Source organism: Methanomassiliicoccales archaeon (assembly GCA_026394395.1).
Taxonomy (GTDB): domain Archaea; phylum Thermoplasmatota; class Thermoplasmata; order Methanomassiliicoccales; family UBA472; genus UBA472.
This window is the reverse complement of sequence record JAPKYK010000001.1, coordinates 164,241-188,983: the sequence shown is the minus strand read 5'-3', so window position 1 is coordinate 188,983 and position 24,743 is coordinate 164,241. Positions and strand designations below refer to the sequence as shown.

General features: G+C 61.0%; 27 protein-coding genes. 13 read left to right on the top strand and 14 right to left on the bottom strand.

All coding sequences use genetic code 11. From position 1 onward, the window contains the following. Window positions 1-396, bottom strand: coding sequence for a 50S ribosomal protein L18e (locus NT131_00970; GenBank protein MCX6650221.1), 396 nt, complete (start codon window positions 394-396; stop codon window positions 1-3). A 299-nt stretch (window positions 397-695) separates the two neighbouring features. Between NT131_00970 and NT131_00965 the strand changes: the two genes are divergently transcribed. Together NT131_00965 and NT131_00960 are read left to right on the top strand one after the other, a co-directional pair. After that, entirely contained in the window at window positions 696-1,694 is a 999-nt protein-coding gene (locus tag NT131_00965) for a TIM barrel protein (protein ID MCX6650220.1), read from the top strand. Next, window positions 1,691-2,230, top strand: a complete 540-nt coding sequence (locus NT131_00960) for an SIS domain-containing protein (protein MCX6650219.1) — start codon at window positions 1,691-1,693, stop codon at window positions 2,228-2,230. The genes NT131_00965 and NT131_00960 overlap by 4 nt, the downstream gene beginning before the upstream one ends. Window position 2,231: 1 nt before the next feature. Here the strand turns inward: NT131_00960 and NT131_00955 are convergent, their stop codons facing one another. From NT131_00955 to NT131_00940, 4 genes are read right to left on the bottom strand one after another with little or no spacing between them, the layout of a single operon-like run. Continuing rightward, window positions 2,232-2,864 (bottom strand): Mov34/MPN/PAD-1 family protein, encoded by a 633-nt coding sequence (locus tag NT131_00955; protein MCX6650218.1) that lies wholly within the window; start codon window positions 2,862-2,864, stop codon window positions 2,232-2,234. Further along, window positions 2,861-3,367 (bottom strand): hypothetical protein, encoded by a 507-nt coding sequence (locus NT131_00950; GenBank protein ID MCX6650217.1) that lies wholly within the window; start codon window positions 3,365-3,367, stop codon window positions 2,861-2,863. Before NT131_00950 ends, NT131_00955 begins: the two co-directional genes overlap by 4 nt. Continuing rightward, on the bottom strand, window positions 3,364-3,609 hold the full coding sequence (locus tag NT131_00945; GenBank protein ID MCX6650216.1) for a hypothetical protein: 246 nt from the start codon (window positions 3,607-3,609) through the stop codon (window positions 3,364-3,366). Before NT131_00945 ends, NT131_00950 begins: the two co-directional genes overlap by 4 nt. A 58-nt stretch (window positions 3,610-3,667) precedes the next feature. Next, entirely contained in the window at window positions 3,668-4,474 is an 807-nt protein-coding gene (locus tag NT131_00940) for a ThiF family adenylyltransferase (GenBank protein ID MCX6650215.1), read from the bottom strand. A gap of 114 nt (window positions 4,475-4,588) precedes the next feature. Here NT131_00940 and ppk1 point away from each other — a divergent pair, with 114 nt between their 5' ends. The 3 genes from ppk1 to NT131_00925 are packed head-to-tail and all read left to right on the top strand — an operon-like array spanning window position 4,589 to window position 10,402. Further along, window positions 4,589-6,724 (top strand): polyphosphate kinase 1, encoded by a 2,136-nt coding sequence (ppk1, locus tag NT131_00935; GenBank protein ID MCX6650214.1) that lies wholly within the window; start codon window positions 4,589-4,591, stop codon window positions 6,722-6,724. A 2-nt stretch (window positions 6,725-6,726) separates the two neighbouring features. Further along, complete coding sequence (locus NT131_00930) at window positions 6,727-8,853, top strand: YfcE family phosphodiesterase (GenBank protein MCX6650213.1); 2,127 nt, start codon at window positions 6,727-6,729, stop codon at window positions 8,851-8,853. Further along, window positions 8,843-10,402: a Ppx/GppA phosphatase family protein gene (locus NT131_00925; protein MCX6650212.1), complete on the top strand. Its 1,560-nt coding sequence runs from the start codon at window positions 8,843-8,845 to the stop codon at window positions 10,400-10,402. The genes NT131_00930 and NT131_00925 overlap by 11 nt, the downstream gene beginning before the upstream one ends. 51 nt (window positions 10,403-10,453) lie before the next feature. Here the strand turns inward: NT131_00925 and NT131_00920 are convergent, their stop codons facing one another. After that, the gene (locus NT131_00920; GenBank protein ID MCX6650211.1) at window positions 10,454-10,678 is read right to left on the bottom strand and encodes a hypothetical protein; all 225 of its coding nucleotides are present in this window, start codon (window positions 10,676-10,678) and stop codon (window positions 10,454-10,456) included. 247 nt (window positions 10,679-10,925) lie between these two features. On the opposite strand from NT131_00920, the gene glmM reads away from it, so the two are divergent. Both glmM and NT131_00910 read left to right on the top strand, forming a co-directional pair. After that, window positions 10,926-12,221 (top strand): phosphoglucosamine mutase, encoded by a 1,296-nt coding sequence (gene glmM, locus NT131_00915; protein ID MCX6650210.1) that lies wholly within the window; start codon window positions 10,926-10,928, stop codon window positions 12,219-12,221. Window positions 12,222-12,267: 46 nt separating this feature from the next. Beyond that, on the top strand, window positions 12,268-13,494 hold the full coding sequence (locus tag NT131_00910; GenBank protein ID MCX6650209.1) for a sugar phosphate nucleotidyltransferase: 1,227 nt from the start codon (window positions 12,268-12,270) through the stop codon (window positions 13,492-13,494). On the opposite strand, the gene NT131_00905 is transcribed toward NT131_00910, so the two are convergent. Genes NT131_00905 through NT131_00895 form a run of 3 tightly spaced genes read right to left on the bottom strand, consistent with a single transcriptional unit; the run spans window position 13,491 to window position 15,444 of the window. After that, the gene (locus tag NT131_00905) at window positions 13,491-13,871 is read right to left on the bottom strand and encodes a Mov34/MPN/PAD-1 family protein (GenBank protein MCX6650208.1); all 381 of its coding nucleotides are present in this window, start codon (window positions 13,869-13,871) and stop codon (window positions 13,491-13,493) included. The genes NT131_00910 and NT131_00905 overlap by 4 nt on opposite strands. Next, complete coding sequence (locus NT131_00900; protein MCX6650207.1) at window positions 13,865-14,674, bottom strand: NAD(+)/NADH kinase; 810 nt, start codon at window positions 14,672-14,674, stop codon at window positions 13,865-13,867. Before NT131_00900 ends, NT131_00905 begins: the two co-directional genes overlap by 7 nt. Further along, the gene (locus NT131_00895; protein MCX6650206.1) at window positions 14,671-15,444 is read right to left on the bottom strand and encodes a hypothetical protein; all 774 of its coding nucleotides are present in this window, start codon (window positions 15,442-15,444) and stop codon (window positions 14,671-14,673) included. Before NT131_00895 ends, NT131_00900 begins: the two co-directional genes overlap by 4 nt. Before the next feature lie 91 nt (window positions 15,445-15,535). On the opposite strand from NT131_00895, the gene NT131_00890 reads away from it, so the two are divergent. After that, window positions 15,536-18,166, top strand: a complete 2,631-nt coding sequence (locus tag NT131_00890; protein MCX6650205.1) for a PEP-utilizing enzyme — start codon at window positions 15,536-15,538, stop codon at window positions 18,164-18,166. Between the two features lie 5 nt (window positions 18,167-18,171). Further along, window positions 18,172-19,086, top strand: a complete 915-nt coding sequence (locus NT131_00885) for a hypothetical protein (protein ID MCX6650204.1) — start codon at window positions 18,172-18,174, stop codon at window positions 19,084-19,086. Here the strand turns inward: NT131_00885 and NT131_00880 are convergent. The 3 genes from NT131_00880 to NT131_00870 form a co-directional block, all read right to left on the bottom strand. Next, window positions 19,076-19,339 carry a hypothetical protein gene (locus NT131_00880; GenBank protein MCX6650203.1) on the bottom strand — a complete coding sequence of 88 codons (264 nt, stop codon included), beginning with the start codon at window positions 19,337-19,339 and terminating at the stop codon, window positions 19,076-19,078. The two genes, NT131_00885 and NT131_00880, sit on opposite strands and share 11 nt — an antisense overlap. A gap of 11 nt (window positions 19,340-19,350) precedes the next feature. Then, a complete protein-coding gene (locus NT131_00875; GenBank protein ID MCX6650202.1) occupies window positions 19,351-19,638 on the bottom strand; it encodes a hypothetical protein in 288 nt (95 codons plus the stop codon). Window positions 19,639-19,744: 106 nt separating this feature from the next. Beyond that, a complete protein-coding gene (locus tag NT131_00870) occupies window positions 19,745-20,200 on the bottom strand; it encodes a hypothetical protein (GenBank protein MCX6650201.1) in 456 nt (151 codons plus the stop codon). Between the two features lie 53 nt (window positions 20,201-20,253). On the opposite strand from NT131_00870, the gene NT131_00865 reads away from it, so the two are divergent. Next, window positions 20,254-20,928, top strand: coding sequence for a fibrillarin-like rRNA/tRNA 2'-O-methyltransferase (locus NT131_00865; GenBank protein MCX6650200.1), 675 nt, complete (start codon window positions 20,254-20,256; stop codon window positions 20,926-20,928). Here the strand turns inward: NT131_00865 and NT131_00860 are convergent, their stop codons facing one another. Beyond that, entirely contained in the window at window positions 20,929-21,426 is a 498-nt protein-coding gene (locus NT131_00860; GenBank protein ID MCX6650199.1) for a GNAT family N-acetyltransferase, read from the bottom strand. 65 nt (window positions 21,427-21,491) lie between these two features. Here NT131_00860 and NT131_00855 point away from each other — a divergent pair, with 65 nt between their 5' ends. From NT131_00855 to NT131_00845, 3 genes are all read left to right on the top strand, one after another. Next, window positions 21,492-21,869, top strand: a complete 378-nt coding sequence (locus tag NT131_00855; GenBank protein ID MCX6650198.1) for an NUDIX domain-containing protein — start codon at window positions 21,492-21,494, stop codon at window positions 21,867-21,869. 78 nt (window positions 21,870-21,947) lie between these two features. Then, window positions 21,948-22,406 carry a 30S ribosomal protein S15 gene (locus NT131_00850; GenBank protein MCX6650197.1) on the top strand — a complete coding sequence of 153 codons (459 nt, stop codon included), beginning with the start codon at window positions 21,948-21,950 and terminating at the stop codon, window positions 22,404-22,406. Window positions 22,407-22,413: 7 nt separating this feature from the next. Further along, window positions 22,414-23,775 (top strand): DHH family phosphoesterase, encoded by a 1,362-nt coding sequence (locus tag NT131_00845; GenBank protein MCX6650196.1) that lies wholly within the window; start codon window positions 22,414-22,416, stop codon window positions 23,773-23,775. Here the strand turns inward: NT131_00845 and NT131_00840 are convergent. Further along, window positions 23,762-24,742, bottom strand: coding sequence for a bifunctional N(6)-L-threonylcarbamoyladenine synthase/serine/threonine protein kinase (locus NT131_00840; GenBank protein ID MCX6650195.1), 981 nt, complete (start codon window positions 24,740-24,742; stop codon window positions 23,762-23,764). The two genes, NT131_00845 and NT131_00840, sit on opposite strands and share 14 nt — an antisense overlap. Window position 24,743 lies beyond the last annotated feature (1 nt).

Sequence of the window (24,743 nt, the reverse complement as noted above, 5' to 3'; positions counted from 1 at the left end):
TCACCTCATTATCTTGACCCCGGTCCCCTGAGGCATTTCCTTCACCAGCTCCATGAGAGTGAGGTTCCTGCCTCCGGCTGCCTCGATCTTGATCTTGGCGGACTCGGAGAAGCCGTAGGCGGCTACGGTCAACTTCTTGCTCAACGTTCCCGACCCCAACACCTTACCGGCCACGACGACCACGTCGCCTTCGGAGGCGTATCGCTCCAGCTTGCTCAGGTTGACCTCGGACCAATTGGCCTTGGCCTTTTCCAACTTCAGAGCAATGTCTCGCCAGATCCCTACCCCGCTGGACCTCGACTCCGTCTTGAGGGAGCTTATGAGGGCCAATAGGTTAGGGTCAGTCTTTGCATTTTTCATCTTCTGACTCTCCCGACATTGGTAAGCCCCTCTAATATGGAGGGGTATTATATACCTTTGCCATCGAAAGCCTCTGATAAAATGAGATAAAAATAAGATGCTGGCATGTCATCGTTCGTGCACGTTTCCAAGCTGCCGATATGAACCGGTAGATATTGATACCTTCGGGCCATTATCATCACCTTGGAAAGGCGGCTACATATAATATTAACGCGATTAAATTTAATTTTAATAGTTCTTATATATGTCATTTAACATATCCTTTAGTTCGCTCGGGGTTATCGATGATTCGTTTTGGTCCAGCTGGCATTCCGCTTTCTTGTAAGGGTCGCACTTTGAAGGATGGTATCGAGGACGTGCACGGGCTCGGCCTCAATGCTATGGAGGTCCAGATGGTCCGGGTAAATGTCATGCTCCGGTCCCCGGACGATGAAGATGTGGGAAAGACCCTCCGGGAACTGGAGAACGACCTGGTCGTGGAGATCCACCGGAAGAAGGGCAAGAAATCGGTGCAGATCACCAACCTGGACGAGAAGATCAAGGAGGACGACACGCTCATAAGCCTCTCCTCCGGACTGGTTCAGAACTTCCATGAACTGGCCAGCCTGGGCCTGATGGGTAGCGAGCTGGACGTGGCGCTTTCCATGCACACACCGTACTACATCGACCTGGCCACAGACACCGAGCTCACCAGAAAGAGCATGGACTCCATCCGCTGGGCCGGCCTGCTGACCCAGGAGATGGGCGGCAACATGGTAGTCTCCCACATGGGGCTCTACGGCAACCTGAGCCACCGGGAGGCCACCGCCGCCATCACCGACCGGCTGGAGGAGATCGTGGCCTGGTGGGACAAGAACAAGATCACCCCCAAGCTGGGACTGGAGACCTCCGGCCGCAAGGAGGTGTTCGGCGGCCTGGACGAGATTTTGGAGCTGTGCGACAAGCTGGACCACGTCGTTCCGGTGGTCAACTTCGCCCATCTGCACGCTCGTACCAACGGCATGCTCAGGGAATCGGAGGACTTCGCCGAGGTCTTCGACAAGGTCAGCAGCTACGTCGGCGACCTGCATTACACTCACTTTTCGGGCGTGGAGCACGAGGGCGGCAACGAGCGCCGGGTGACCCCGATCAAGAAGGGCGACCTGCGTTTCGAACCGATGGCCGAGTATCTGGCGGAAGCCAACCCCAACTCGGTCATAATTTCCAGCTCCCCCTTGCTGGAGCACGACGCCATGTACATGAAGGTCATCTACGAGCGTGTGCTGACCAAGAAGATATCCAAGGACACCAAGGTCAAGAAGCCCAAGGGCGGCAAGGACGAGGATGAGGATTGAAGGACACCACCGTCTACATCCTGGAAGAGGTCAAGCGGACCATCGAGAAGGTGGACGAGATCGTCATCTCGCAGATCATTGAGGCCCTAGCCTCCTCGCCCAAGATATTCATCTACGGGGTGGGACGGTCCGGATTGGTCGGCAAGTCCTTCGCCGTGCGCCTAGTGCAGATTGGGCTGAACGTACACTTCGTCGGTGACACCACCACCCCCATAGTGGAGAAGGACGATCTAGTGTTCATCATATCCAACACCGGGGAGACCATGTCCGCGGTGCAGACCGCCAACATCGTGCGCCGCATCGGCGCGGTGGTCATAACGATCACTGGAAGCCGTCATTCCAAACTGGGCATCGCCAGCAACATAGTCATGGAGCTGGTGCAGCCCCGGGACGATCAGAAGAAGCGCATGGCCCCCCTGGGAACGATCTTCGAGCTCTCCAGCATGGTCATGCTTGATTCCATGGTCCCTCTGCTCATGCAACGCCTGCAACAGGACGAGACCTCGCTGAGGCGCCGGCACGCTATCTGGGTGTGAGCTAATCGCTTAGCTTACGGGACCTGACGCTCTCGCCGTAATAGGGATTCTGGAACTCGTCCCAGTAGACCATGAACTTGCGTCGCCGCACCTCTCCTTTTTTCAGGCAGAACGCGTCCATCTCCCGGTGTATGGGGTCAACGACCAACGCGGTGTGGTAAGGCCGGTCGAACATCCCACTTTGGGTGGCGATGTCCGTCGAGGAGAGGAAGCATCTGTGACCGGGATGGGAATGGTACCAGCCCACCAGCACGTAGCGGAAGCGGGCGCATTCCAGCGAGGCGAAGAGGGTCTCGAACCCCTCCGGGTCGAACCTTACGCTGACCGAGGTGGCCTCCAGGTCGGTGGTGGCCACGTCCCGGACCACGGTGTACTCCCGGCCTTCGAAGGTGAACACCTCCCCCAAAAGGAAGCCCATCACCTCCAAGCCTTCCTTGACCTTGCTGAGGGCGTGGTTGCGCACCTTCTCCTCCGCCGTCTTGAACAGGAACATCTCCGCCCCCTCTTTTTCTGAATATAGGGGACGGCCCTCCTCGGGCAGCCACTTGTGAGGCAGGGTTCGCTCGGACGAGGGCGGGGGCATCTCCTCCACCTCCATGTCCTTCCCTCCGAGGATGACCGGCGCACGCTTCAACGGCGCACCACCTTGGGGGAGGTCGGAATCACGATGGGCAGCGCCCGTTTCGGGCTCGTGTTGAAATATTGGGCGGCGGCCGTGCAGGTGTCAGTGCCGAACGGGCTGCCCCCGTTAGGAGAGATGAGCAGGGACTCCAGGCCCTTGATGAACGTGGACAACGTAGAATTGAAGGACCAGTCCGACAACAGCTTGATGCAGACGTGGCCGCCGTCCTCGGGCATCATGATGTTGGGATGAAATATGGGGGTCTTCCAGATGACCAGCGGTTTCTCGAAAGGATATTCTCGGCCGATGATCAGCTGCAGTTGGTGATGATATCGGTAGGCGAGCTTCCCGTTCTCCATGATGGGACCGGGGGTGCGCTCCAGGGTTATGTCCACCTTCAGCGGGAAGGAGGTCAGGTGCTCCTCGCCCAGGTCGAAGTCGGTCGGGAGGAAGCTTTGGCAGGCCTCCAGTTCGTTGCGCATCCTTATGAACAGTATCTCGAGGGGCAGGGTCATTTGTTCCCGCCTTCGGGGTCCGGGATCAGCTCCAGCTCCTCGTTGGACTGCAGGTCCAGGTCCTGGACCTTCTGCTGCCCCCGAAGAAGCCGGCGTCCCTTGCGGACGACGTAGGCGCCGGGATCCTTCTCCCAGAATGCCGAAACGCCTTCGATGATCTCTTCCACGGTGTTCTCCGTCTCCAGTTCCATGTCCACCGTAGCCCCGGTCTCCGCGTTCCTTACCCTTACTCTTACCACCATTGTAATCCGCTGGTCAATCTTTGGGAATCATGTATAATCCTTTCCATTAGAATCAACATTATGATAATGGCGCGGTCAGATGGACCGGGCATTCGGGGTCCCGGTCCAAGGTGAGGGTCTCGCAGTTCCCTGTCAGTCCATCGTAATAGACCGTGTTACAGACCACGTCCTTTCCGGAGAGCAACTTGACCGCCTCCCGGACCTGCATGGCGGCGATGACGCTGGTGGTGGTTATCTCCGCTGCCATCTTGGGCTGGTAGAACACCGTGTCCTGTCCGGTGCAGCTGAACCTCCGTTCCATCACCTTGTAGTGGCTGCGATTCATGGAGCATTGCAGGCAGGGGGTCGATGGGGGGACCACCACCTGCACTCGGCCCCGGAAGCCGTCCGTCCCTCCGTCGATGTAAGGGACGCCGGCGTGGTAGGAATTGGCGTTGAGGTGCAGACGGGCGGCCACGTTGTCCAAGCACCCGAGGATCACGTCGTAGGCTGCCATCTCCTTCGGCCCCAGAGATTGCACCGTCCCGAACAAAGGTCTGACCTCGGACGAGGGATCGAGCTCCCTGGCCCTCTCCGCCACCAGATCGGACTTGCCCCTTCCGGTGGACTGGTCCCCCTCGCGAAATAGAACGCAGCGGTTCAGGTTGGAGCGGACCACGCGGTCCATGTCCAGCACGTCCACGTGCTGGAAGCCGAAGAGCACCAGGTCCTTGACCGCCTCGTTGCCCAGGGCTCCGGCGCCGACCACCAGCACCCTCGATCCCTGCACCCTCCCGATGTCGACCCAGTCGATGCGTCTGGTCCGGTCCAAGCGGTCGGTGTCCACGTCCCCGGGGCGGATCAGGGCGTCCATGGGCACCAGCATGCTGCTCCAGCCTATAAGAACTGAACAGCACCGATTTACATTTTGATAATGAGTGAATTATTGACTGGTCAGTAATCTCATATATACTGCAGGTCAGATGTGTGGTGGATAGAAATGGCCTCTCGCAAGAACAAGGATAAGAAGAAGAACAAGCCGGTGACGAAGGCTGAAGCGCCCGCCTCAAAGCTGGAATCATCCTCCTCTTTCCTGAACCGGGAGATCAGCTGGATCGGGTTCCATCGCCGTATACTCGAGGAGGCTTTGGATGAGCGGCACCCCCTTCTGGAGAGGGTCAAGTTCCTGGCCATCTGCGGCAGCAACCTGGACGAGTTCTTCATGGTGCGCGTGTCAGGGCTCAAGAGGCAGCTCAAAAAGGGGGCGCTGGAATTCCCGCCGGACGGCCTGACGCCTCTCGAGCAGATGGAGGCCATCAACCGCGAGCTCCTTCCTCTGTTAGAGGCACATGGCACCTGCTGGTACGACGACCTTCTGCCCAAGCTGAAGGCCCAGGGCATACTGGTGCACCGCATAGGGGACCTGGACCGGGGCCGTCGGGAGGGGCTGCGGGACTTCTTCGAGCGCATGATCTTCCCGGCGCTGACGCCACTGGCCCTGGACTTCAACCAACCTTTTCCGTTCATCTCCAACCTGAGCATAAACCTGGCCGTGGTGGTCCGGCACCCGCAGAGGGGCGAGCGCTACGCCAGGGTCAAGGTCCCCTTGGACCTCTTCCCCCGCTTCGTTCCCTTGCCGGAGAATGGTCCGGGACGGGTACAGGACTTCGTCCTACTGGAGGACCTGGTGGCGGACAACCTGGACCTGTTGTTCCCGGGGATGAGCATCAAGGAGGCGCACACCTTCCGCATCACCCGGGACGCGGACATCGAGATAACCACGGACGAGGCTGAGGACCTGCTCACGGCCATCGAGGAGAGCGTGGAGACCAGAAGGATCGGCTCCCCCACCCGCCTGGAGGTGGACAATGACATGCCAGAGAAGATGGTCGAGCTGTTCACCAACAAGCTTGGCCTGCATTCTCTGATGGTCTTTCGTTCGCACGCTCCGTTGGCCCTTACCACCTTCTGGGACCTGATGGCCATAAACCGTCCCGATCTGAAAGATAACCCCTTCCTTCCTTACGTGCCGCCGGAGCTGGTCCCGGAGAAGGACCTCATGACCGCCGTGGACCATCGGGACCGGCTGTTCTACCATCCCTATGACAGCTTCGTGCCCCTGGTCACCTTCCTCAAGCAGGCGGCCCACGACCCCCAGGTGCTGGCCATCAAGATAACCCTATACCGCATCGACAAGCATTCTCCCATCATCGATGCCCTGATGGAAGCGAGGGAGAACGGTAAGGCCGTGGCCGCGGTGGTGGAGCTCAAGGCCCGCTTCGACGAGGAGAACAACATCGTTTGGGCCCGGGCCTTGGAGCAGGCCGGGGTGCACGTGGTGTACGGACTACTGGATCTTAAGGTCCACGCCAAGCTCCTCCTGGTGGTCAAGCGCAAGGGCGACGATATCGTCCGCTACAGTCACATGAGCTCCGGGAACTACAACGCCCAGACCGCGCGGATCTATGGGGACATCGGATACCTGACCAACGATCCGGACATCGGCGCGGACGTGGCCGACCTGTTCAACTACCTGACTGGGTACGCCCACAAGGACCGATATCGCAAGTTGCTGGTGGCCCCGGTGACCCTTAAGCAGGAGATCATCGCTAAGATAGACCGCGAGGCCCAACGGCACCTAGAGCATGGGGACGGTTACCTGGCGTTCAAGCTCAATGGACTGCTGGACAAGGAGGTGGTCCAGGCGCTGTACCGGGCCTCGAACGCCGGGGTCCGTATCGATCTCAACGTGCGCGGGCTATGCGCCCTGCGGCCGGGGGTGAAGGGGCTGAGCGAGAACATCCGGCAGAGCAGCATAGTGGGCCGGTTCCTGGAGCATGCCCGCATCTACTACTTCAGGAACGGCGGGGAGGAGGAGGTCTTCCTGGGAAGCTCGGACCTCATGCCCCGCAACCTGAACAAACGTGTGGAGGTCCTGTTCCCAGTGCTGGACGAGAGCTACAAACGGATGCTGGTGGACGTCATATTGCCGATCCACCTGCGGGACAACGTGAAATCCCGGGACATGCTCCCCGACGGCACCTACGTCAAGCGCAAGGCTCGGAAGAACGAGGAAAAGGTCGATTCCCAGGATTGGCTCATCCGGAACCGCGGATGCTGGCACAAGGAGGGATGATCTTGGGACGGGATGAGCTGTGCCAGTTCGGCCGTCAGGCCGCCCGGGAACGCCTCGACGCCCTGCTGGAGGAGGTCGAGGGGGTCCACCAGGGGGAGGACATCGAGCACGTACACCGCATGCGCGTGGCCTCCCGGCGCCTGCGTTCTGCCCTGAGGATATTCGGAGATTGCTTCAAGGGGAAGAAGGGCAAGCGTTGGCGGCAGGCGGCCAAGGAGGTCACCACATCCTTGGGGCAAGCCCGGGACCTGGACGTGCAGATCGATTTCCTCAGCGGGATGGAGGGGGCCGAGGACCTCCAGCCCCTGATAGCGCACCTGAAGGAGGGGCGGACCGCAATGCAACCGGCGATATGCGCCCTCATGGACCAGCTATCAGATGGCAGCCCGCTGCTGGAACTGAAGGTCGAACTGGAGGGAGGGGAGGATTGGAACGGACCGCCTGCCGCCCTGCGCCCCTACGCCTATACCCACGCGGCCGTGGCCGTGGAGGAGCTCTTCGAGCACGCCCATTCCGTCCCGGTCTACAGCGACTGGCAGGGACATCACGCCCTGCGCATAGCGGCGAAGAGGCTGCGCTACGCGCTGGAGGCCTTCAGGAAAGCTTACGATGACGGGCTGGACGAGGAGCTGCGCGAGCTGAAGAAGATGCAGGACGTGGTAGGCGAACTGCACGATTGCGACATCTGGCTGCAACGGATCCCCCTCCTGAGGAAGGAGCTCCCCGCTGTAGAAGGGGCGTTGGACCACTTACAGGTGCGACTGGAGGGACGGCGGAAGGAACTGCACGGGCGGCTCATGGAGACCTGGTACGCCCTGACCCAGGAGCGCTTCTTCTATCGCCTGCTGGAGAAGCTGAAGGGGCATGGCCAGGAGGAGGTCTGCCCGGTCAATGTGGCCTTGATCTCCGACGTGCACGGGAACGCAGCGGCGCTGCGAGCGGTGCTGGCCCACGCCCGGGACCGCGGGGTCTCAGCCATATTGCACGCTGGCGATGCCGTGGGCCTGCCAGAGCCGGACCTGGCCATAGACATGCTGCGGGGGGCGGACGTTATGAGCGTCTCCGGCAACATGGACCGCGATGCGCTCGAGGCCCGACAGAGGAAGACGAGCGCGGACGCCCAGCTCGGCTCGTTGGTAGACGCCATGAAGGAAAGGAGCTGGGATTGGATTGAGTCCCTGCCTAAAGAGGTGCGCCTGGACATCTGCGGTCGCACCCTGTTCATGACCCACGCCGCCCCCGACGACGAGCAGGACAAGCTGCTCCCCGGCACCCCTGAATCGCGCCTCGAGGACATCGCCCAGGAGGTCAAGGCGGACGTGATAGTCACCGGCCATTCCCATGTACCCATGGAGAGGGAGGTGTCCCGCACCCTGTTCGTTAACCCCGGGAGCGTGGGCCGACCCAGGAACGGGCCCAAGGCCTCCTACGCCACCTTGACCTTCCCTGAGCTGCAGCTGCAGCACCATCTGGTGGAGTACGACGCCAGCGGGACGGCCGAGGAGGTGCGGACGTTGGGACTGAACGACCTGGCTGAGGATATCGCCCACGGGCATCAGGATGATCGGACGGTCGCGGTGGGCGAATGGGCCATGTCCCTGCACCCGGACCAGGTGCACGTGGAGCAGGTGAGGACCATGACCATGCTTCTCTTCGACCAGACCCACGGGCTGCACCGGCTGAAGGAAGGCGACCGTGAGCTGCTGGAGCTGGCCGCCCTGGTGCATGACGTGGGATGGAGCCAGGGCAGAGAAGGCCATCAGAGGCGCTCCTTGGACCTGGTCATGAAGGCCGACCTGCCTTTGGACTGCCGGGAGAAGATGATCGTAGGCTGCGTGGCCCGCTATCACGGAACGCGAGCCCCGCGGGACACCGACCGGGTGTTCAGGGACCTGAAGGAAGGCGAGCGGAAACGGGTCCGCAAGATGTCCGCGCTGCTGGCGCTGGCCGACTCATTGGACCGGGGGCATGATTCCCGGGTCGCCGGTGTCTCCATGGCCGTGGGGAGGAAGGAGGTCCGGCTGCAGCTCAAGGGCGTGGGGACCTTCGAACTGGAGAGGGAATGGGTGGGGCGCAAGAAAGGGCAGTTCGAAAGGGCGTTCAAGAGGAGGGTCCGAATTGGCCAATGAGGTGGACAAGGGAAAGGTGGTGGCCTTTCTGGACGTTGGTACCAACTCCGTCCGGCTCCTGGTGGTGCGCATCAACCTCAACCGCTCGTACACCGTCATAAGCGAGCAAAAGGAGATGGTGCGGCTGGGGGAGACAGAGTTCCAGGACGGGCTGCTGAAGGAGAATGCCATAGAGAGAGCGGTGAGGGTGTTGAAGAACTTCTGCGACCTCTCGCGCACCTACGGGGCGACCGAGTTCGTGGCCATGGCCACCTCCGCCACCCGCGAGGCCTCCAACCGCATGGAGCTGATCGAGCGGATGAAGGAGACCACCGGCGTGGAGCTGAAGATCATCTCCGGGCTGGAGGAGGCGCGGCTGATCTATCTTGGAGTGTCCAGCGGACACCATCTCGGTCGGAAGACCGCCCTTTTCGTGGACATCGGCGGGGGCAGCACCGAGCTGATCCTCGGTGACCAGAGGGAATACACCTACCTAGAGAGCATGAAGGTGGGGGCCATCCGCCTGACCGCCATGTTCGTCAAGAAGCCTGAGGGGTCGGTTTCTGACGAGACCCTCAGCAAGATGCGCAAGTACATCAAGAGCTCGCTGGTCCGGGCGAAGAAGGAGATCTTGCAGAACAAGGTGGGCCTGGCCTTCGGCAGCTCGGGCACCATCATGAACCTGGGGGACATCCTTGCCAAGCAGGATGGCCTGCACCCAGGGGTGATCCGCCACACCCAGTTGAAGAAGCTGGTCTCGCAATTGGCGCCTTTGGACCTAGCGGGCCGGCAGAAGGTCCCGGGCATCAACCCGGAGAGGGCGGACATCATCGTGGCCGGGGCATTGATACTCGAAACGGTGATGGACGAGCTGAAGATCACCGAGATAGCCGTCAGCGGACGCAGCATGCGGGACGGCATGCTGATGGACTACCTGGGGAGACTGGAGGAGTTCCCGGGCTTCCGCGAGCTGTCGGTGAGAGAGAGGAGCGTCATACAGCTGGGGCGGAACTGCTCGGTGGACGAGGAGCACGCCCGGTGGGTGACCACGATCGCCCTCGAGCTGTACGACAGCGCGGTCAAGAAAGGTCTGCACGGGCTGGGCAAAGGCGAGAGGGAGCTGCTGCGCCACGCCGCCTTCCTGCACGACGTCGGGGATTTCATCTCGTACAACGACCATCACCTGCACTCCCAATACATCATCAATCACGCCGAACTGCTGGGCTTTTCCAGCCGGGAGGTGCAGATCATGGCCAACCTGGCCAAGTACCACCGCAAGCGCATGCCCAAGGAGCGCTCGGTGGACCTAAGGGGGTTGGACGACGCGGATAAGATGGCGGTAGTACGCCTGTCCACCCTCCTGCGCATGGCCGAGAGCCTGGACCGGTCGCATTCCAATCTGGTGCAGAGCGTGCGCTTCAGCAAGGTGACCAAGGGTTCGGTGCGCCTGATCGTCACTGCCAGCGGCGACCCTCAGTTGGAGATGTGGCGCCTGGAGGAGGACCGCAAGACCTTCAAGAAGGCGTTCGGAAAGGAACTGACGGTGATGCTCAACCGGACAGAAGAATAAAAAAATAAGAAAATGAGCTGAAGTGGTTTGGCGGGGTTTTGTAAGGAGACCTTATTTGGTCTTCTTCATTATCTTCATCCAGCCGCCGCTCTCGAACACCGCGAGGTTCCTCTTTCCCAGGGTCTTCTCGAACTCTTCCCAGGAAACGATCTCCAGCCTCGCGTTGCTGCCCTTCGTGAACTGTATTCCGTTAGTGCCCTTAACGCGGCCGGGCTTGAGACCCTTCTTCTTCGCGATGTCCTTGGCCTTGTCTACGCTGATCTTCTCCATCACCATGGAATTTCCTCCAAGATAATCGACCAATCTGGCCTGTTATCCAGTATGTAATAGAAATAATCTATATATAATATTTATCGTATAAAGGACAAACTCCAGGTGCGTTTTCACTTATATAGAATGCCCTGTTAAGCCCTTCCTAACCCAGATAATTATCACCCGGATCGGGATGTAAAAGGGGTGCTGGACGAAATGCTGGCTATGCCTGGAGGGGTAAGGTTATATGCACCGGCCGGGATAACCTGCCATGGGCCTGTTCGGTTCCTCGGGCATCCGCGGGGTGGTGGGAAAGGACATAGACGCCGCGCTGTGCGTCAAGATCGGCCGGGCGGTGGGCACCATGGCCGACAGAGTTGTCATCGGCAAGGACCCTCGGACCAGTGGCGACCTTCTGGTGAGCGCCTTGACGGCCGGGCTCCTTGAGGCCGGAGCCGAGCCCTACAGGGCAGGGATGGTTCCCACCCCGACCTTGGCCTGCGCCGCCTCCCACTTCGACTGCGGGCTCATGGTCACCGCCTCCCACAACCCTCCGGAGTACAACGGGGTGAAGATGTGGAACCCCGACGGCAGCGCCTTTGACAAGGAACAGGAGGACGAGGTGGAGAGATCGATCACCTCCGGCGGCAGATCGGCCGACTGGAGGTCCATGTTCCAAGAGCAGCCGTGGGAGGGGGCCATCGATGAGCACATTGCCAAGGTGACGAAGGATGTCGGTCCGGTGGAGCGTTCCTTGATCATCGACTGCGGCTGTGGGGCCACCGGACCGGTGAGCCCCCGGCTATTCGGGGAACTGGGCTGCCATGTCGTATCCCTTAACGCCAAGCCGGACGGACATTTCCCCGGCCGCCCGTCCGAACCTTCGGAGGAGAACCTGAAGGAGCTGATGGGACTGTGCCGCGTCAGGGGCGTTGTGGGAATAGCCCATGACGGGGACGGTGACCGCATGGTGGCCGTGGACGAGAAGGGCCGGTACGTCAGCGGGGACCGCCTGCTGGCGCTCTTCGCTTCCCTCATGAAGGTGAAGGCGATGGCTGCCCCGGTGGACGCCTCGATGGTCCTGGACGACATCGTCGGGCGGCCGATCACCCGCACCCGGGTGGGCGACGCCTTCGTCTCCGACGCCTTGAAGAAGGGCGGGCTGCCCTTCGGCGGAGAGCCCTCCGGGGCGTTCATCTTTCCCCGGGTCAACTTCTGCCCGGACGGGATGTTGGCCGGGGCCCATCTCCTCAGGCTCCTGAACGGGAGGCCGTTGTGGGAGGTGGTGGACGGGCTGCCCAGCTACCCCTCGGCCCGGGACTCCTTCAAGTTCGAGGCTCGGGACCGCGAGAAGGTCCAGGTCAGGCTGGCCGAGAAGATGGGGTCGATCGAGGGCCGGCTCTCCACGGTCGACGGCTTCCGGGTGGACCTGGGCCGGGGCTGGCTGTTGGCACGCCTGTCCGGTACGGAGCCCAAGCTCCGACTGACCGCCGAGGCTCGGAACCTGAAGGACCTAGAGGACATCATGCGGATGGGAAGGTCCGTGGTCGAGCGGGTCTTAGGCTGAATAGAAATTTAACGGAAAACGCCCATTGACCTTTGGACTGAGAAAAATGAAGGCACTCATCCTAGCCGCCGGCGAAGGCACCCGCCTGAGACCGCTTACCAGCAACATACCCAAGCCGCTCTTGACCCTGGCCGGAAGGCCGTACCTGGCCCATCTGGTGCAGGCCCTCAAGGACGCGGGGATAAAGGAGCAGTACCTCCTGGTGGGCTGGAAGAGCAACCGGGTCAAGGAGTTCTTCGGGGACGGGCAGCAGATGGGCGTGGACCTCACCTACCTGGAGCAGAAGGAGAGGCTGGGGACGGCCAACGCCGTGGGGGTGGCGGAGGGAGCGATCGACGATGATTTCATCTGCGTGAACGGGGACGTGGTCATGGCCCCGGAGTCCCTGGGAGAGCTGGTGTTGGCGTTCTCCAAGGACCGCACCACCTTCATGGGAACGGTGGAGGTGGCCGAGCCACAGCACTTCGGCGTCGTGGAGCACAAGGGAAAGAGGTTGGTGCGAATAGTGGAGAAGCCGGCGATCCCCACGTCCAACCTCATCAACGGGGGCGTTTTCGGCCTGACCCCGGAGGTGTTCAGCTACATTCATCGGACGGAGCGGTCCCCGCGGGGCGAGTTCGAGTTCACCGACACCCTGAACATGATGGCCGCGGAGGGCGAGGTGCTGGTGCGGCGCATCAAGGGCGAGTGGATGGACGTGGGCTATCCCTGGGAGCTGCTTAAGGCCAACGAGTTCCTGATGGGGCGCATAAAAAGGGACGTCCGGGGGACGGTGGAGGAGGGGGCGGTGCTCAAGGGCGAGGTGGTCGTAGAGGAAGGCGCGACAGTGCGCAGCGGCAGCTACATCGAGGGCCCGGTCTACATCTCCAAGGGCTGCGACATCGGGCCCAATTGCTACATACGGCCCTGCACCTGCCTGGGCGAAGGGGTCAGGGTAGGCAGCGCGGTGGAGATCAAGAACTCCATAATAATGAAGGGAACGCACGTGCCCCATCACAATTACATTGGGGACAGCGTCATCGGGGAGCGCTGCAACTTCGGCGCCGGGACCAAGGTGGCCAACCTGCGCTTCGACGACCGCACGGTCCGGGTCTCGGCGAAGGGACAGCTGATGAGCAGCGGCAGGCGCAAGCTGGGGGTCATCATGGGAGACGATGTCAAGACGGGCATCAACGCCATGATCGAACCGGGAACGATCATCTGGGAAGGCAGCATCATTGGTATGGGAGCCTTGGCCCGAGGGGACGTACGCCCGAAGAGCCGGGTGTTCTAGAGGTCCACGATCGGCAGTGTTACCCTACCGCCCTGGGAATTGTACGCCCGCCAGCTTCGCTCGTCGAAAGGCTGGCAGGTTATTATGTGCACCCCGCCGTAATGGCGGAAGAAGGACAGGTCCTGCCCCGACGGCCTGTTTGCGTAGCCAGGGTGGGAGTGGATCGTACCAACAACGGTGTAATCTATGGGCATCATGTTCAGCATGACCTGCGCGGAATTCTCTCCCTGCAGGGTGCCTGGGAGCAGGATAAGCTCCTGTATCACCCCGTCTTCGGCCCGGAGCAGGGCGATGAACTCGTTGGGAAGGCTGTCCCTGGCGGCCTCGTTGATCATCTCCAGCAGGGAGCGGTCGATCCCCTTCAATCTGTTCAGCATAGGGTTCCCATCAGCTTTTCCCTGGTACGGGCGTAGAATCCTTTGCCGAAACTGACGAAGCGGGCCTTGTCCGGGGCGACCTGGAACTCCACCGTCTCGTGGCCGGCCATAAGCAGCTCCTGCTGCCCGTCCACCACTACCACGCATTCCTTGGGCCGGACGATCTGTAGGGTGATGCGGCTGCTGGCTGGGACCACGATCGGGCGGGCGGCGAACTTAAAGGGGGCCATGGGCACTATCACCAACGCCTCCACCCGGGGGTCCACCAACGGCGCGCCCAGGCTCATGGCGTAGCAGGTGGAACCCGTGGGCGTGGCCACCACTATGCCGTCGGCGCGGACGTTGACCGCCACCTCCCCGTCCACGAACACCTGAAAAGGACGTATCTTGACCACATGGGCGGTGTGCACCACCGCTTCGTTCATGCCGTCGGCCATGCGCTGCCCGCCCACCGTGGTCTGCAGCTTGGTGCGGGCTTCCAGCTCGTAGTGGCCCTGGAGGATGTTGTCTATCCCTTCATCAAGCTCATCCTCGGACACTGCGGTCAGGAAGCCGAGGTCCCCGGCGTTGACCCCGAATATGGGCGCCTTGTTGTGCTGCAGCGCCCGTAGTATCGTGCCGTCACCGCCGATGGTCACCATCATGTCCACCTCCATATCGTCGAGGCGGTGACCCTGGACCTTGAACCGGCCGGCCATCTCCTTCTCCAGCAGCACCTCGTGTCCCTTCAGCAGCTCCAAGGTCTTCTTGGCGATGCGGGGGGCGTCGGGTATGTTCATGTTGACGCTCATCCCGAACTTCATCTTATCCACTCCAGTACGGCCGCGTCGCCCACGGCCAGGCAGTTGGCCCGGACCTTCAGGTCCAGGGTCATGTCCAGTACGTTACCGTTCAGATTGTAGAGCTCGCCTCCGGCCTCGCGCAGGACGAGGGCGCTGGCGGCGATGTCCACCACCCGGAGTGATCTCTTGCGCACGGAAGAGTTCATGTAGTAACCGTCGGCCAGGCCGGCGGCCACCAGGCACATCTCCAGGGAGGAACAGCCCATGGACCGGGTCCTCCTGGCCTTGTGCACCACGGCATTGGAGGCCGCGGCGCAGAACTTGCCCAAGTAGACCAGGAGCACCGAGTTGGCCTGATCGAATGCTCGCACATAGATGGGGCGCCCGTTCCAGGTGGCCCCCTGGCCCTTCTCGGCGTAGAACGTGTCGCCGGTCACCAGGTTGCGCACGATGGCGTGAGTGGCGTCGTTCATGGACCTGGTGCATACGGCCAGCGAAACACTGTAGAAAGGTATGCCCATCAGGGCGTTGTAGGTCCCGTCCACCGGGTCCATTACCAAGGTCCGCTCGTAGCCCCGGTCGATGAGCCCGGCCTCCTCGCTGAGCACGTTCAGCGGGACCTCGCGCTCGTCCATCAACCTCAGGAGCGCCTCTTCGGCCACCTGGTCGATGCGACATGTCGGGGTGCCGTCCGCACCCATCCCCACCTCCGCAGCCATTTCGCTGAACGAGCAGCTCATACCGATCTCGCCGGCCACTTTACTGGCCAGCCATTCCAATGTTTCCCTCATCGCCCTGGATATTGACGGGGGATTATTCATAATTGCGCCAGTGGAAATAGTTTAAAGACCGCATGGCGTTCCTTCACCGCCTCAGAAAGGCATGAGGGATCGATTGAACGGGGATGTCATCTCACTGTCGGGCGACGGGAACAAAAAGGAGATAGGCGGGAAGGCCCGCAACCTAACGGACCTGATAAAGACCGGGTTCCCGGTACCGGAGGGAGTGGTGGTCACCACCGCGGCCTACGAACGCTTCCTGGACTCTAACGACCTGCGCATTTGCATCCAGGAGGCCTTGGGGACCCTGGAGTACGGGGACGCCCTCAAGGTGGCCCGTTGCGCCGAGTCCATACGATCATCGATCCTGACATCGCCGATGGACCGGGAGCTGTCGCAGCAGATGGACCTGGGCATGGCCGCCCTGGGCCCGGAAAGCCTCTGGGCGGTGCGCTCTTCGGCCATCGCTGAGGACCTGGAGCAGGCCTCCTTCGCCGGGCAGCTGGACACCTTCCTGAACGTGACCAAGGACCAGGTCGCGGAGCATGTGAGGAGATGCTGGGCCTCTTACTGGAACGAAAGGGCCATCAGCTACCGGCACGACAAGAAGATTGGCCACCTGGATACGGGCATGGCCGTCATCGTCCAGCGCATGGTCAACGCCGATTCCTCGGGCATCATGTTCACCTCCGATCCCATGAGCGGGGAGGAGCGTATAATCATCGAGTCGAGCTGGGGGCTGGGCGAGTCCATCGCCTCCGGGCTGGTCACGCCTGACCGCTTCGTCTGCGATCCCCAGAGCGGGGAGCTTAAGGAATCCAGCATCAGCGTGAAGCCCCAGGCCATATTCCTTTCGCCTGAAGGGGAGAAGGTGGTGGACGTCCCGGAGGCCGAGCGGGGACGGCCATCCCTCACAAGAGCCAAGGTGGAGCTGGTGGCCAAACTGGGCATGAAGCTGCACCAACACATGAACGGGCCGCAGGACATAGAGTGGGCGGCCGAGGGGGACAAGATATACATCCTGCAATCACGGCCTATCACCACCATAGGCGGGGACCGCACGCTATGGACGAGAGGGTACGGCGACGAGTACTGGGCGGATGTCACCTCCCCCTTGTTCTTTTCCATCCTCGGTCCGTGGCTGACCAAGTACGTCAACTGGGAGGGCAGCGCCATCATGGGCTACCACGAGCTGACGGACAAACCGCTGCTGCGCATTCACAAAGGGCACGTGTACTTCAACGCCGAGGTCCTCGAGGGAATGCTGATCTATAACCCCAAGTTCTCCCGCACCAAGGAGCTGCTGAACTACTTCCCGGAGAAGGACCACGCCCGCATCGTCAACGCCAAGACCAGGCTGTTCCGCAGGGTGCTGGCCGAGGTGCGCATCTCCGTCCTTGATAGAGATGGGGTCATACTGAACACCGACAAGGCCTACAACAAGTGGGCCGCCGACTTCATGGAATGGGCCAAGGGCTTCGACGCCCGGGACCTGACGGTCGTCCCTGACGAGAAGCTGGAGGATGTGGCCTGGGAGCTGGATGGCAAGGTGCTCAAGCACTGTCGCCTAATCCGCTACGGTATGGTGGCCCACTCCATCGGCATGAACATGATCATAAAACGCTGGCTGCAGGACTGGCTGCAGGACAACAACGGCGCTCTGTACTCCAAGGTGATCAGCGGTCTGGAGGGCAACAAGACCATCGAGACCAACATAGCCCTCAACCACCTGGCCAACACCGCCAGGAACGATCCCTACGTCAAGGACAAGGTGCTGTCGCTCAGCTCGATGGACGCGGTGGCCCTGATGAGGACCGACCCCCAGATGGCCGCATATTGGAAGGACTTCGAATCGTTCCTCGCGAAGTACGGGCATCGTTCCCACACCCGGGAGCTCTACTTCCCCCGCTGGGGCGAGGACCCCCGACTGGTGGTGGACATCGTCCGTTCCCTGGTCTCGTCGCCACCGGTCGACCTGGAGAGCCTGGAGAAGCGCAAGGTCCGGGAGAGGGAGGAGGCCGAGACGGAGATTCTGTCGCGGATGAGGAGGTTGAAACTGGGCTATTTCAAGGCCGGGGTTTTCCGCCTCATAATGCATTTCGCCCAGGTCTACCTCATGTTCCGGGAGAACCAGCGCTATTATCTGGACCACATCCTGTACCGGGAGCGCAGGATCTACAAGGAGTACGCCCGCCGGTTCCTGGCCAAGGGGATCATCGCCAAGGAGGAGGAGATATTCTTCCTCTCCAAGGAGGAGATCTTCGCCTTGGCCAAGGGAGAAGGATGGGAAGCGTTGAAAGAGATGCCGGCCCGCATCGAGGAGTTCCGCAGCTGGAAGGGCGAGCTGCCGCCCAAGTTCCTGAAGGGAGGCGTGGAGTTCGACGACACGGTCCAGGTCGAGGCTGGGGCCGCCCGCTTGACCGGAACTTCGGCCAGCCCGGGCGTGGCCACCGGCCGGGTGCGAGTGGTCGATTCCATCGAGCAGCTGCCCGAGGTCCGGGAGGGGGAGATACTGGTCACCTCCAACACCGACCCGGGATGGACCGCGGTCTTCTCCAAGATCGGAGGGTTGATCACCGAGACTGGCGGGATACTTTCCCACGGGGCCGTCGTGTCAAGGGAATACGGCATTCCGGCGGTCACCGCGGTGAAGGGAGCAACGAAAATCTTCATAACGGGTCAGCTGATAACCCTTGACGGCAACGAAGGCCTGATCTATATCAGGGAAGGATGATTCCAGTGGAAACCGATGTAATTCACGAACATGGCGAACAGAAGAACTGGAACGAAAGTTTCTATTTCAGCTTCTATGACCGCGGGAACGATATCTGCGGCTTCATGCGCCTTGGCCTGAAACCTAACAAGAACGAGAAGATGCTGTTCTGCTTCTTCATGATGCCCGACGGCTCCATGGTGGGGACGAAGGAGGCCGTGGAGTTCGATGGCAACGACCTTACCGTCAAGGGAGTGACCTTCGAGAAAGTCGAGGACGAGAAGGTTTGGAACCTGAAGTTCGACGGCGACCTGCCCATGCAAAAGAAGGGCGAGGACAGCGCTGTGAAGGTCAAGTTCGAGCTGCGGTTCGAGGGACTGAACCCCATGTTCAACTACCGCGACTGCGTGACCGGGGACAAGGAGGCCATGGCCGCAACCGTCGCCTCCGAGCATCTGGAGCAGATGGGCAAGGTCCTGGGACAGCTGAAGGTCGGCGACAAGGACTATTACATCAAGGCCTTGGGCGAGAGGGACCACTCTTGGGGAGAGAGGGACTGGACCGCACCCCGCGCCTGGGTCTGGCTCACCTGCCAGTTCAACGAAGGATATGGGTTCAACGTCACCAAGCTGTACATGGACAAGGGCGACATCGACGCCGGTTTCATATTCGTGGACGGCGAGACCCTGCCCTTAGTGAAGGTGGACATGGTCACCGAGTACGACGCGGACGGCAGTCCCAACACTCTGTACATGGCGATGTACGATAAGGACGGCGTGGTCTACGGCGTCAAGGGCGAGGTCAAGAAGAAGGCCATCATGGAGTTCAAGGGCGAGGACAACCGCGGCTCCATAATGTTCGAGAACATGGCCCGCTACCGCATTGACGACGACAGTGACGAAGTGGGCTTCGGCATCGCCGAGTACCTGTTCAGGAAGTGAACTTCCCCAGGTTCTCCCTGATCATCCGGACCAGGGAGAGGCTGGAGGAGTACTCGTCCGCCAACATACGTGCGTGCTCGCGGGGGACGCCGTCCCTCAACAGCGCCTGGTAGAACTGGCGGCCTTCCTTGTTGGCTCTGCGCCTCATGCGCAGGTAGGCGACGGACAAACGCAACAGCAACCACGGCGCCGCCGCGGCCACGTAAACTATGGCCGAGCGGTCACCGGTCCACTCTCCCTTTACTTTAGCCATCTGTTAGGACCTCAATCATGGTGTTCGTGTTGGCTTGCGCCGCCTACAACGTTCTTCAGCATCCCGCCGATGCTCAGGTTGGACATGTACTCCTTGGTCAGCTCGAACGCCTGCTCGTTGCTCATGCCGGCGTCCTTGAGCGCCTTGTAGAACGCGGCCACCGACTGACCGAACTTGGTGCCCTCTTGAGAGCCGTAAAGTACTTTTGTCACGCTGTCCAATAGCTTGGGCACGCTTTCCGTGAGCACTCCGAATATCTCCTTCAACTGTTCCGCATCTGGCATTTTGTCGTTCGTCATTCTCCTCACCTCATCATCATCGTGATCTGCACTTGGCTCTGTCCGTCCGCCTTTTCCCTCTCTCTCGAGTTCCGTGGTTTCATGCACCTATGTACGTGTGGTCACTCTACTTGGACAGGCCGAGCACCTGTGACCACTTCCTGACCACCTGTTCTGACAGGCGGTAGGTCTTCTCGTTCCTTCCAGCCTCCTCCACCACTAGCTTCTGCTCGGACAGCTCATTGAGTTTGTCCCGCACGATGCGGCGGGAGGAGGTCCCCCGGCGGGACTTGAGCTCCTCGGTCAGCTGGGAGATGTTCAGGTCAGGACGGTCCAGCAGTATCCTCAGGATGTCCTTGGATATGGGGTCCTTGACCTCCGGTAGAATGGTGTCCACCGAGACCACACCGTACCGCTGGTACAGGTCCATGAGCCGGAAGTACTTGCCCACGGTCTCCTGGAAGTTGGCCAGCTGGGTGACCAGCTCGGCATAGGGGATGGAGACCTGGCGGAAGGCGGCCTCGAGCTGGGCGATGCGTTCGGTCAGCTCCTCTATCCGCTTGGCCTCGTCCGTCCCCGCCACGGTGAATCATACTCACTGAAACGCTTAATAATTTGTCAGTCATGGTCATCCTTATGAGCGAGGCCAAGCTGCGGGTGGAGGGGACGCCGTTCCCTGGCGTGTTCAGGTCCGGCGACATGCTGCTGACTCGCAACCTAACCCCGGGACGCAGGGTCTATGGGGAGAGACTGTTCTCCCAGGAGGGAGTGGAATACCGGGAATGGGTGCCGGAGAGGAGCAAGCTGTCGGCCTACATCAGGAAGGGGGGTAAGTACTGCCCCTTCCGGCCGGACTCCCACGTGCTCTACCTCGGAGCGTCCAGCGGCACCACCCCCAGCCACGTCTCTGACCTGGTCACCGAGGGGCGGGTGTACTGCGTGGAAATATCGCCCCGCATGTTCCGCGACCTCGTTGGCGTTTGCGAGTCCCGCTCCAACATGATGCCCATCTTAGGCGACGCCACGAAACCGGACGACCTGGCCTTCTTGGTGGAAAGGGCCGATGTGGTCTATCAGGACGTGGCGCAGAAGCATCAGGCCGGGATCATCGCCAAGGTCATGAAACGATTTCCGGCCAGGTGGGGCATGCTGACGGTCAAGGCGCGCTCCGAGGATGTCACCAGGGAGCCGAGGGAGATATTCAAGGAGAGCGCCGAACTGCTGAAAAAGGAGGGTTTCGCTGTCCGGGAGATGGTGGAGCTGGAACCGTTCGAGAAGGACCATGCCATGATCGTGGTGGAAAGGGTTTGATCAAAGCCTTTTCTCGAAGCAGACGCTCCATTCCTTCATTCCCTGGCGGCCAGCGCAAGGGATCCGCCGGTATCCCAGGGATTCGTAGAGTCTCATGGCCCCTTGTTGCTTGTATCCGGTGTCTAGGATGGTCTGTCTGTATCGAAGCTCGGTAGCCTTCCTCTCCAGCTCCTGCATGATCCATCGGGCTATCCCCTTCCTTCTGTAGGCCGGGGAGACGAAGAGCCTCTTGATCTCGGCGGTCTCACCGTCGAAGGGCTTGATGGCCCCGCATCCCACCATCCTACCATTGGATGTGACCGCCAGGAAGACCGCTCGAGGCGATAGGAACTCCTCCTGAGGAGGGGGGGATGTGGTGACCTCGTCATACATCCTGTCTATCTCCCTGCGCATCTCCCAGAGCATATCTATGACCTCCGGGAGCAGAGGATCAACCATGCGTATCTCCAGGAGCTCCGATTCTTGATTCCCCTCATCGCCCTCGTTCTGTCCTCTCATTGGGGGAGAATTGGGAATTTCATAAATAACGATAGCTCTTGTAGGGAAGCGTTCGACATGAAACGGTGATCCAACTGCCAAACGTCTACGGTATAGCATTCAAGGGCGACCGCTATCTCATGGTCTATAACCCCAAGCGCAAGGGATGGGAGATGCCTGGGGGCAAGCTAGAGGAGATGGAGACCCCGCTGGAGGGCATGAGGAGGGAGTTCATGGAGGAGAGCGGGTTCGAGTTTCAGGTCCTCGACTGCCGTCCCATGGGACCGGAGGTTGTCTTCGCCGGCATCCTGGGCGAGGAGAAGGGAGAGGGGGAGATGGGGTGGGAGCTGATGGAAGAGCTCCCGGACAACCTGGCCTTCCCGGAGTGCGAGTACCGGGAGCAGATCGCCTGGGCCAGGGAGGCGGTCCTTTCCAAGCTGGGCAAGAATCGAAATCTTAAATAGTAGGAGTGAAATAGACGGTCGCTTCGCCGCCACCAACGAAGTTAAACCTGTTAGCACGATCAAAAGGATGATGTTCATATGGCAAGAATGCACGCCAGGAGAAGGGGGTCCTCCCGTTCCAGGAGGCCTCTGCTGACCGAGAACCCGGAGTGGGTTCCCCTGTCGAAGGATGAAGTAGTGGAAATGGTGGTCAAACTGGGAAAGGAGGGCATGACCAGCTCCAAGATCGGCTTGGTTCTTAGGGACCAGCACGCCGTACCCAGCGTCAGGCTTTCCACTGACAAGACCGTGTTGGAGATCCTGAACGAGAACGATCTGTCCCCCAAGCTGCCGGAGGACCTGACGGCATTGATGAGGAAGGCCATCAACCTCAACCTGCACGTTCAGAACGGGAACCGCGGCGATCATTCCAACCGCCGGGGCCTGCAGCTGATAGAGTCCAAGATCAGGCGCCTGGTGAAGTACTACAAGCGCCTGGACATCTTGCCCAGCGACTGGAACTACTCCCTGAAGAACGCTGAGCTGCTCATCGAGTGAGGGTAATATGGACGTGAACGTCCAGTTGCCAGAAAACCTCTTAACTCGCTTTTGCAAAGCGGCAGCCGCGGTGCGGTCCTGCACCGAGGCCCGTATCTTTTCCCACAACGATGCGGACGGCATATCCGCCGCTAGCGTCCTGACGGCCATGATGCTCCGGCAGGGCAAGGGCGCTCAGACCACCATGCTCAAGAGCTTCGACCAGGAGGCCATCAAGGCGGGGGCTTCCGCCGGGGTGGACCTGCTGATAGTCTCCGACATGGGGTCCGCGAACCTCGGCCTTCTCGAATCGCTGGGGACCAAGGTGATCGTCCTGGACCATCATCGCCCCGAACGGGATTCCGAGAAGCTGTTCCACCTCAACCCCTCGGTCTTCAAGGTGGACGGGGCCAGGTACGCCTGCGCCAGCACCCTGTCGATGCTGCTGGCGGTAACGGTGGATGAAAAGAACTGGGACCTGCTGCCGCTGGCCTTCGCCGGAATGGTCGGTGACCGGCAGCACCTGTCCGGGCTCATGGGTGTGAACGCCCACCTCTTCACCGAGGGGGCCAAAAAGGAGCTGGTACAAGAACGGAAGGGCTCGCTACTCCTCCCTGGACCGGTGGGCGAGGGATTGATGCGCTCGGCCCACCCCTTCATTCGGGGGGTGAGCGGCGATACCCAGGGCATCGCCCAGCTGCTGCAGGAAGCGAACGTTCGGCCGGAGACGACCTGGGACGGTCTGGACGAAGGGGGAAGGCGCAGGCTCTCCTCGCTCATCTCGTTGAGGCTGCTGGAACAGGGATGCTCCCAGGGCAGCTTGGAGGACGAGCTGGCCTCGGACTATTTCTTCCCCAAGGCCAACTCCAGGGCAGGGCAGCTGACCAGGCTGGTGAACGCCTGCGGCCGCGTTGACGAGACCTCGTTGGGACTGGCCATGCTGCTGGGGGAGGAGGAGGCGCGCAAGAGGGCCGAGTCCCTAGTCCGCAATTATGACGACATGCTTTTGTCCGCTGCACGGCGCACCGCGGAGCGCGGCCTTTCCAAGGAGACCGCCATCCAGTACTTCGAATCGTCGAACAAGGAGGTCTCCAGCGAGCTTTGTGGCATCATCATGCAGTGGGTGGGGGACCAGGACAAGGCCACCATCTGCCTGACCCGCATGGACAAGGATTTCAAGATCTCCTCCCGCGGCACCAGGAAGCTGGTGGACAAGGACGGTCTGGACCTTTCCGTGGCCCTCCGGGACGCCGCGGCGTCCGTGGGGGGCGTGGGCGGTGGTCACAACATCGCCAGCGGGGCGACCATCCCCCTGGGCAAGGACATAGATTTCATTCAGGCCTTGGACATCATCGTGGCGAAGCAGATGAACCGGGCTAGCGCCAAGTGACCTCGACCTGGTCGGTGCGGAACCGCTGGTCGACGATGGTGGATTTCAGATCGTGCTTCACGCCCGCCTGGTGCATTATCAGGCCGGTCCAGGCGATCATGGCCCCGTTGTCCATGCATAGCGTGCGGTCGGGAACGTACATGCGGGCGTTGCGGGCCTCGGCCATCTCCTGCACCATGCGCTGCAGGCGCTTGTTCTGCACCACTCCGCCGCCTAGCAGCACCTCTTCCTTCTCCACGTGGGCCATGGCCCGCTCCGTCACCTCGGTGAGCATGGCGAAGCAGGTCTCCTGCACACTGTAGCAGATGTCCTCCACGCTCTCCCCCTTGTTGCGGTGGGCCACTGCGGCCGTCAATATCCCGGAGAAGGCCATGTCCATGCCTTTGACGGAATACGGTAGATCCAGGAGCTTGCTGCCCTGAGCGGCGGCCTTCTCTATCTTAGGTCCGGCGTAATAACCGAGGCCTATCTCCCGCCCGAGCTTGTCCAGCATGTTCCCGATGCCGATGTCCAGCGTCTCGCCGAAGATGCGGTAGCGGCCGTTGGCGAAGGCGATGACCTGTGTGTTGCCGCCGGAGGCGTACAGCAGGACCGGGTCCTTAGCCTCCGTCTTGATCCGTCCTATCTCCAGGTGGGAGATGCAGTGGTTGACGCCGACGATGGGGACACCGAGGCTGAGCGACAAGGCCCGGGCGCCGGTGGCCACGGTGCGTAGGCAGGGTCCCAGGCCGGGGCCTTTGGAGAAGCATACCAGGCCGATGTCCTTGAACTTCAATCCTGATTTTTTCATGGCCTGTCGGACCAGTGGGACCAGGCGCTCCGCGTGGTGGTTGGCCGCCTCCCGGGGATGGATGCCGCCCTCGGCCGGTCGGTACATCTCCAGCTCGTTGGCTAGGATATTACCTTTCTGGTCCACGATTCCCACGCCCACGGTGTGGGCGGTCCCCTCTATTCCTAGACAGTACATC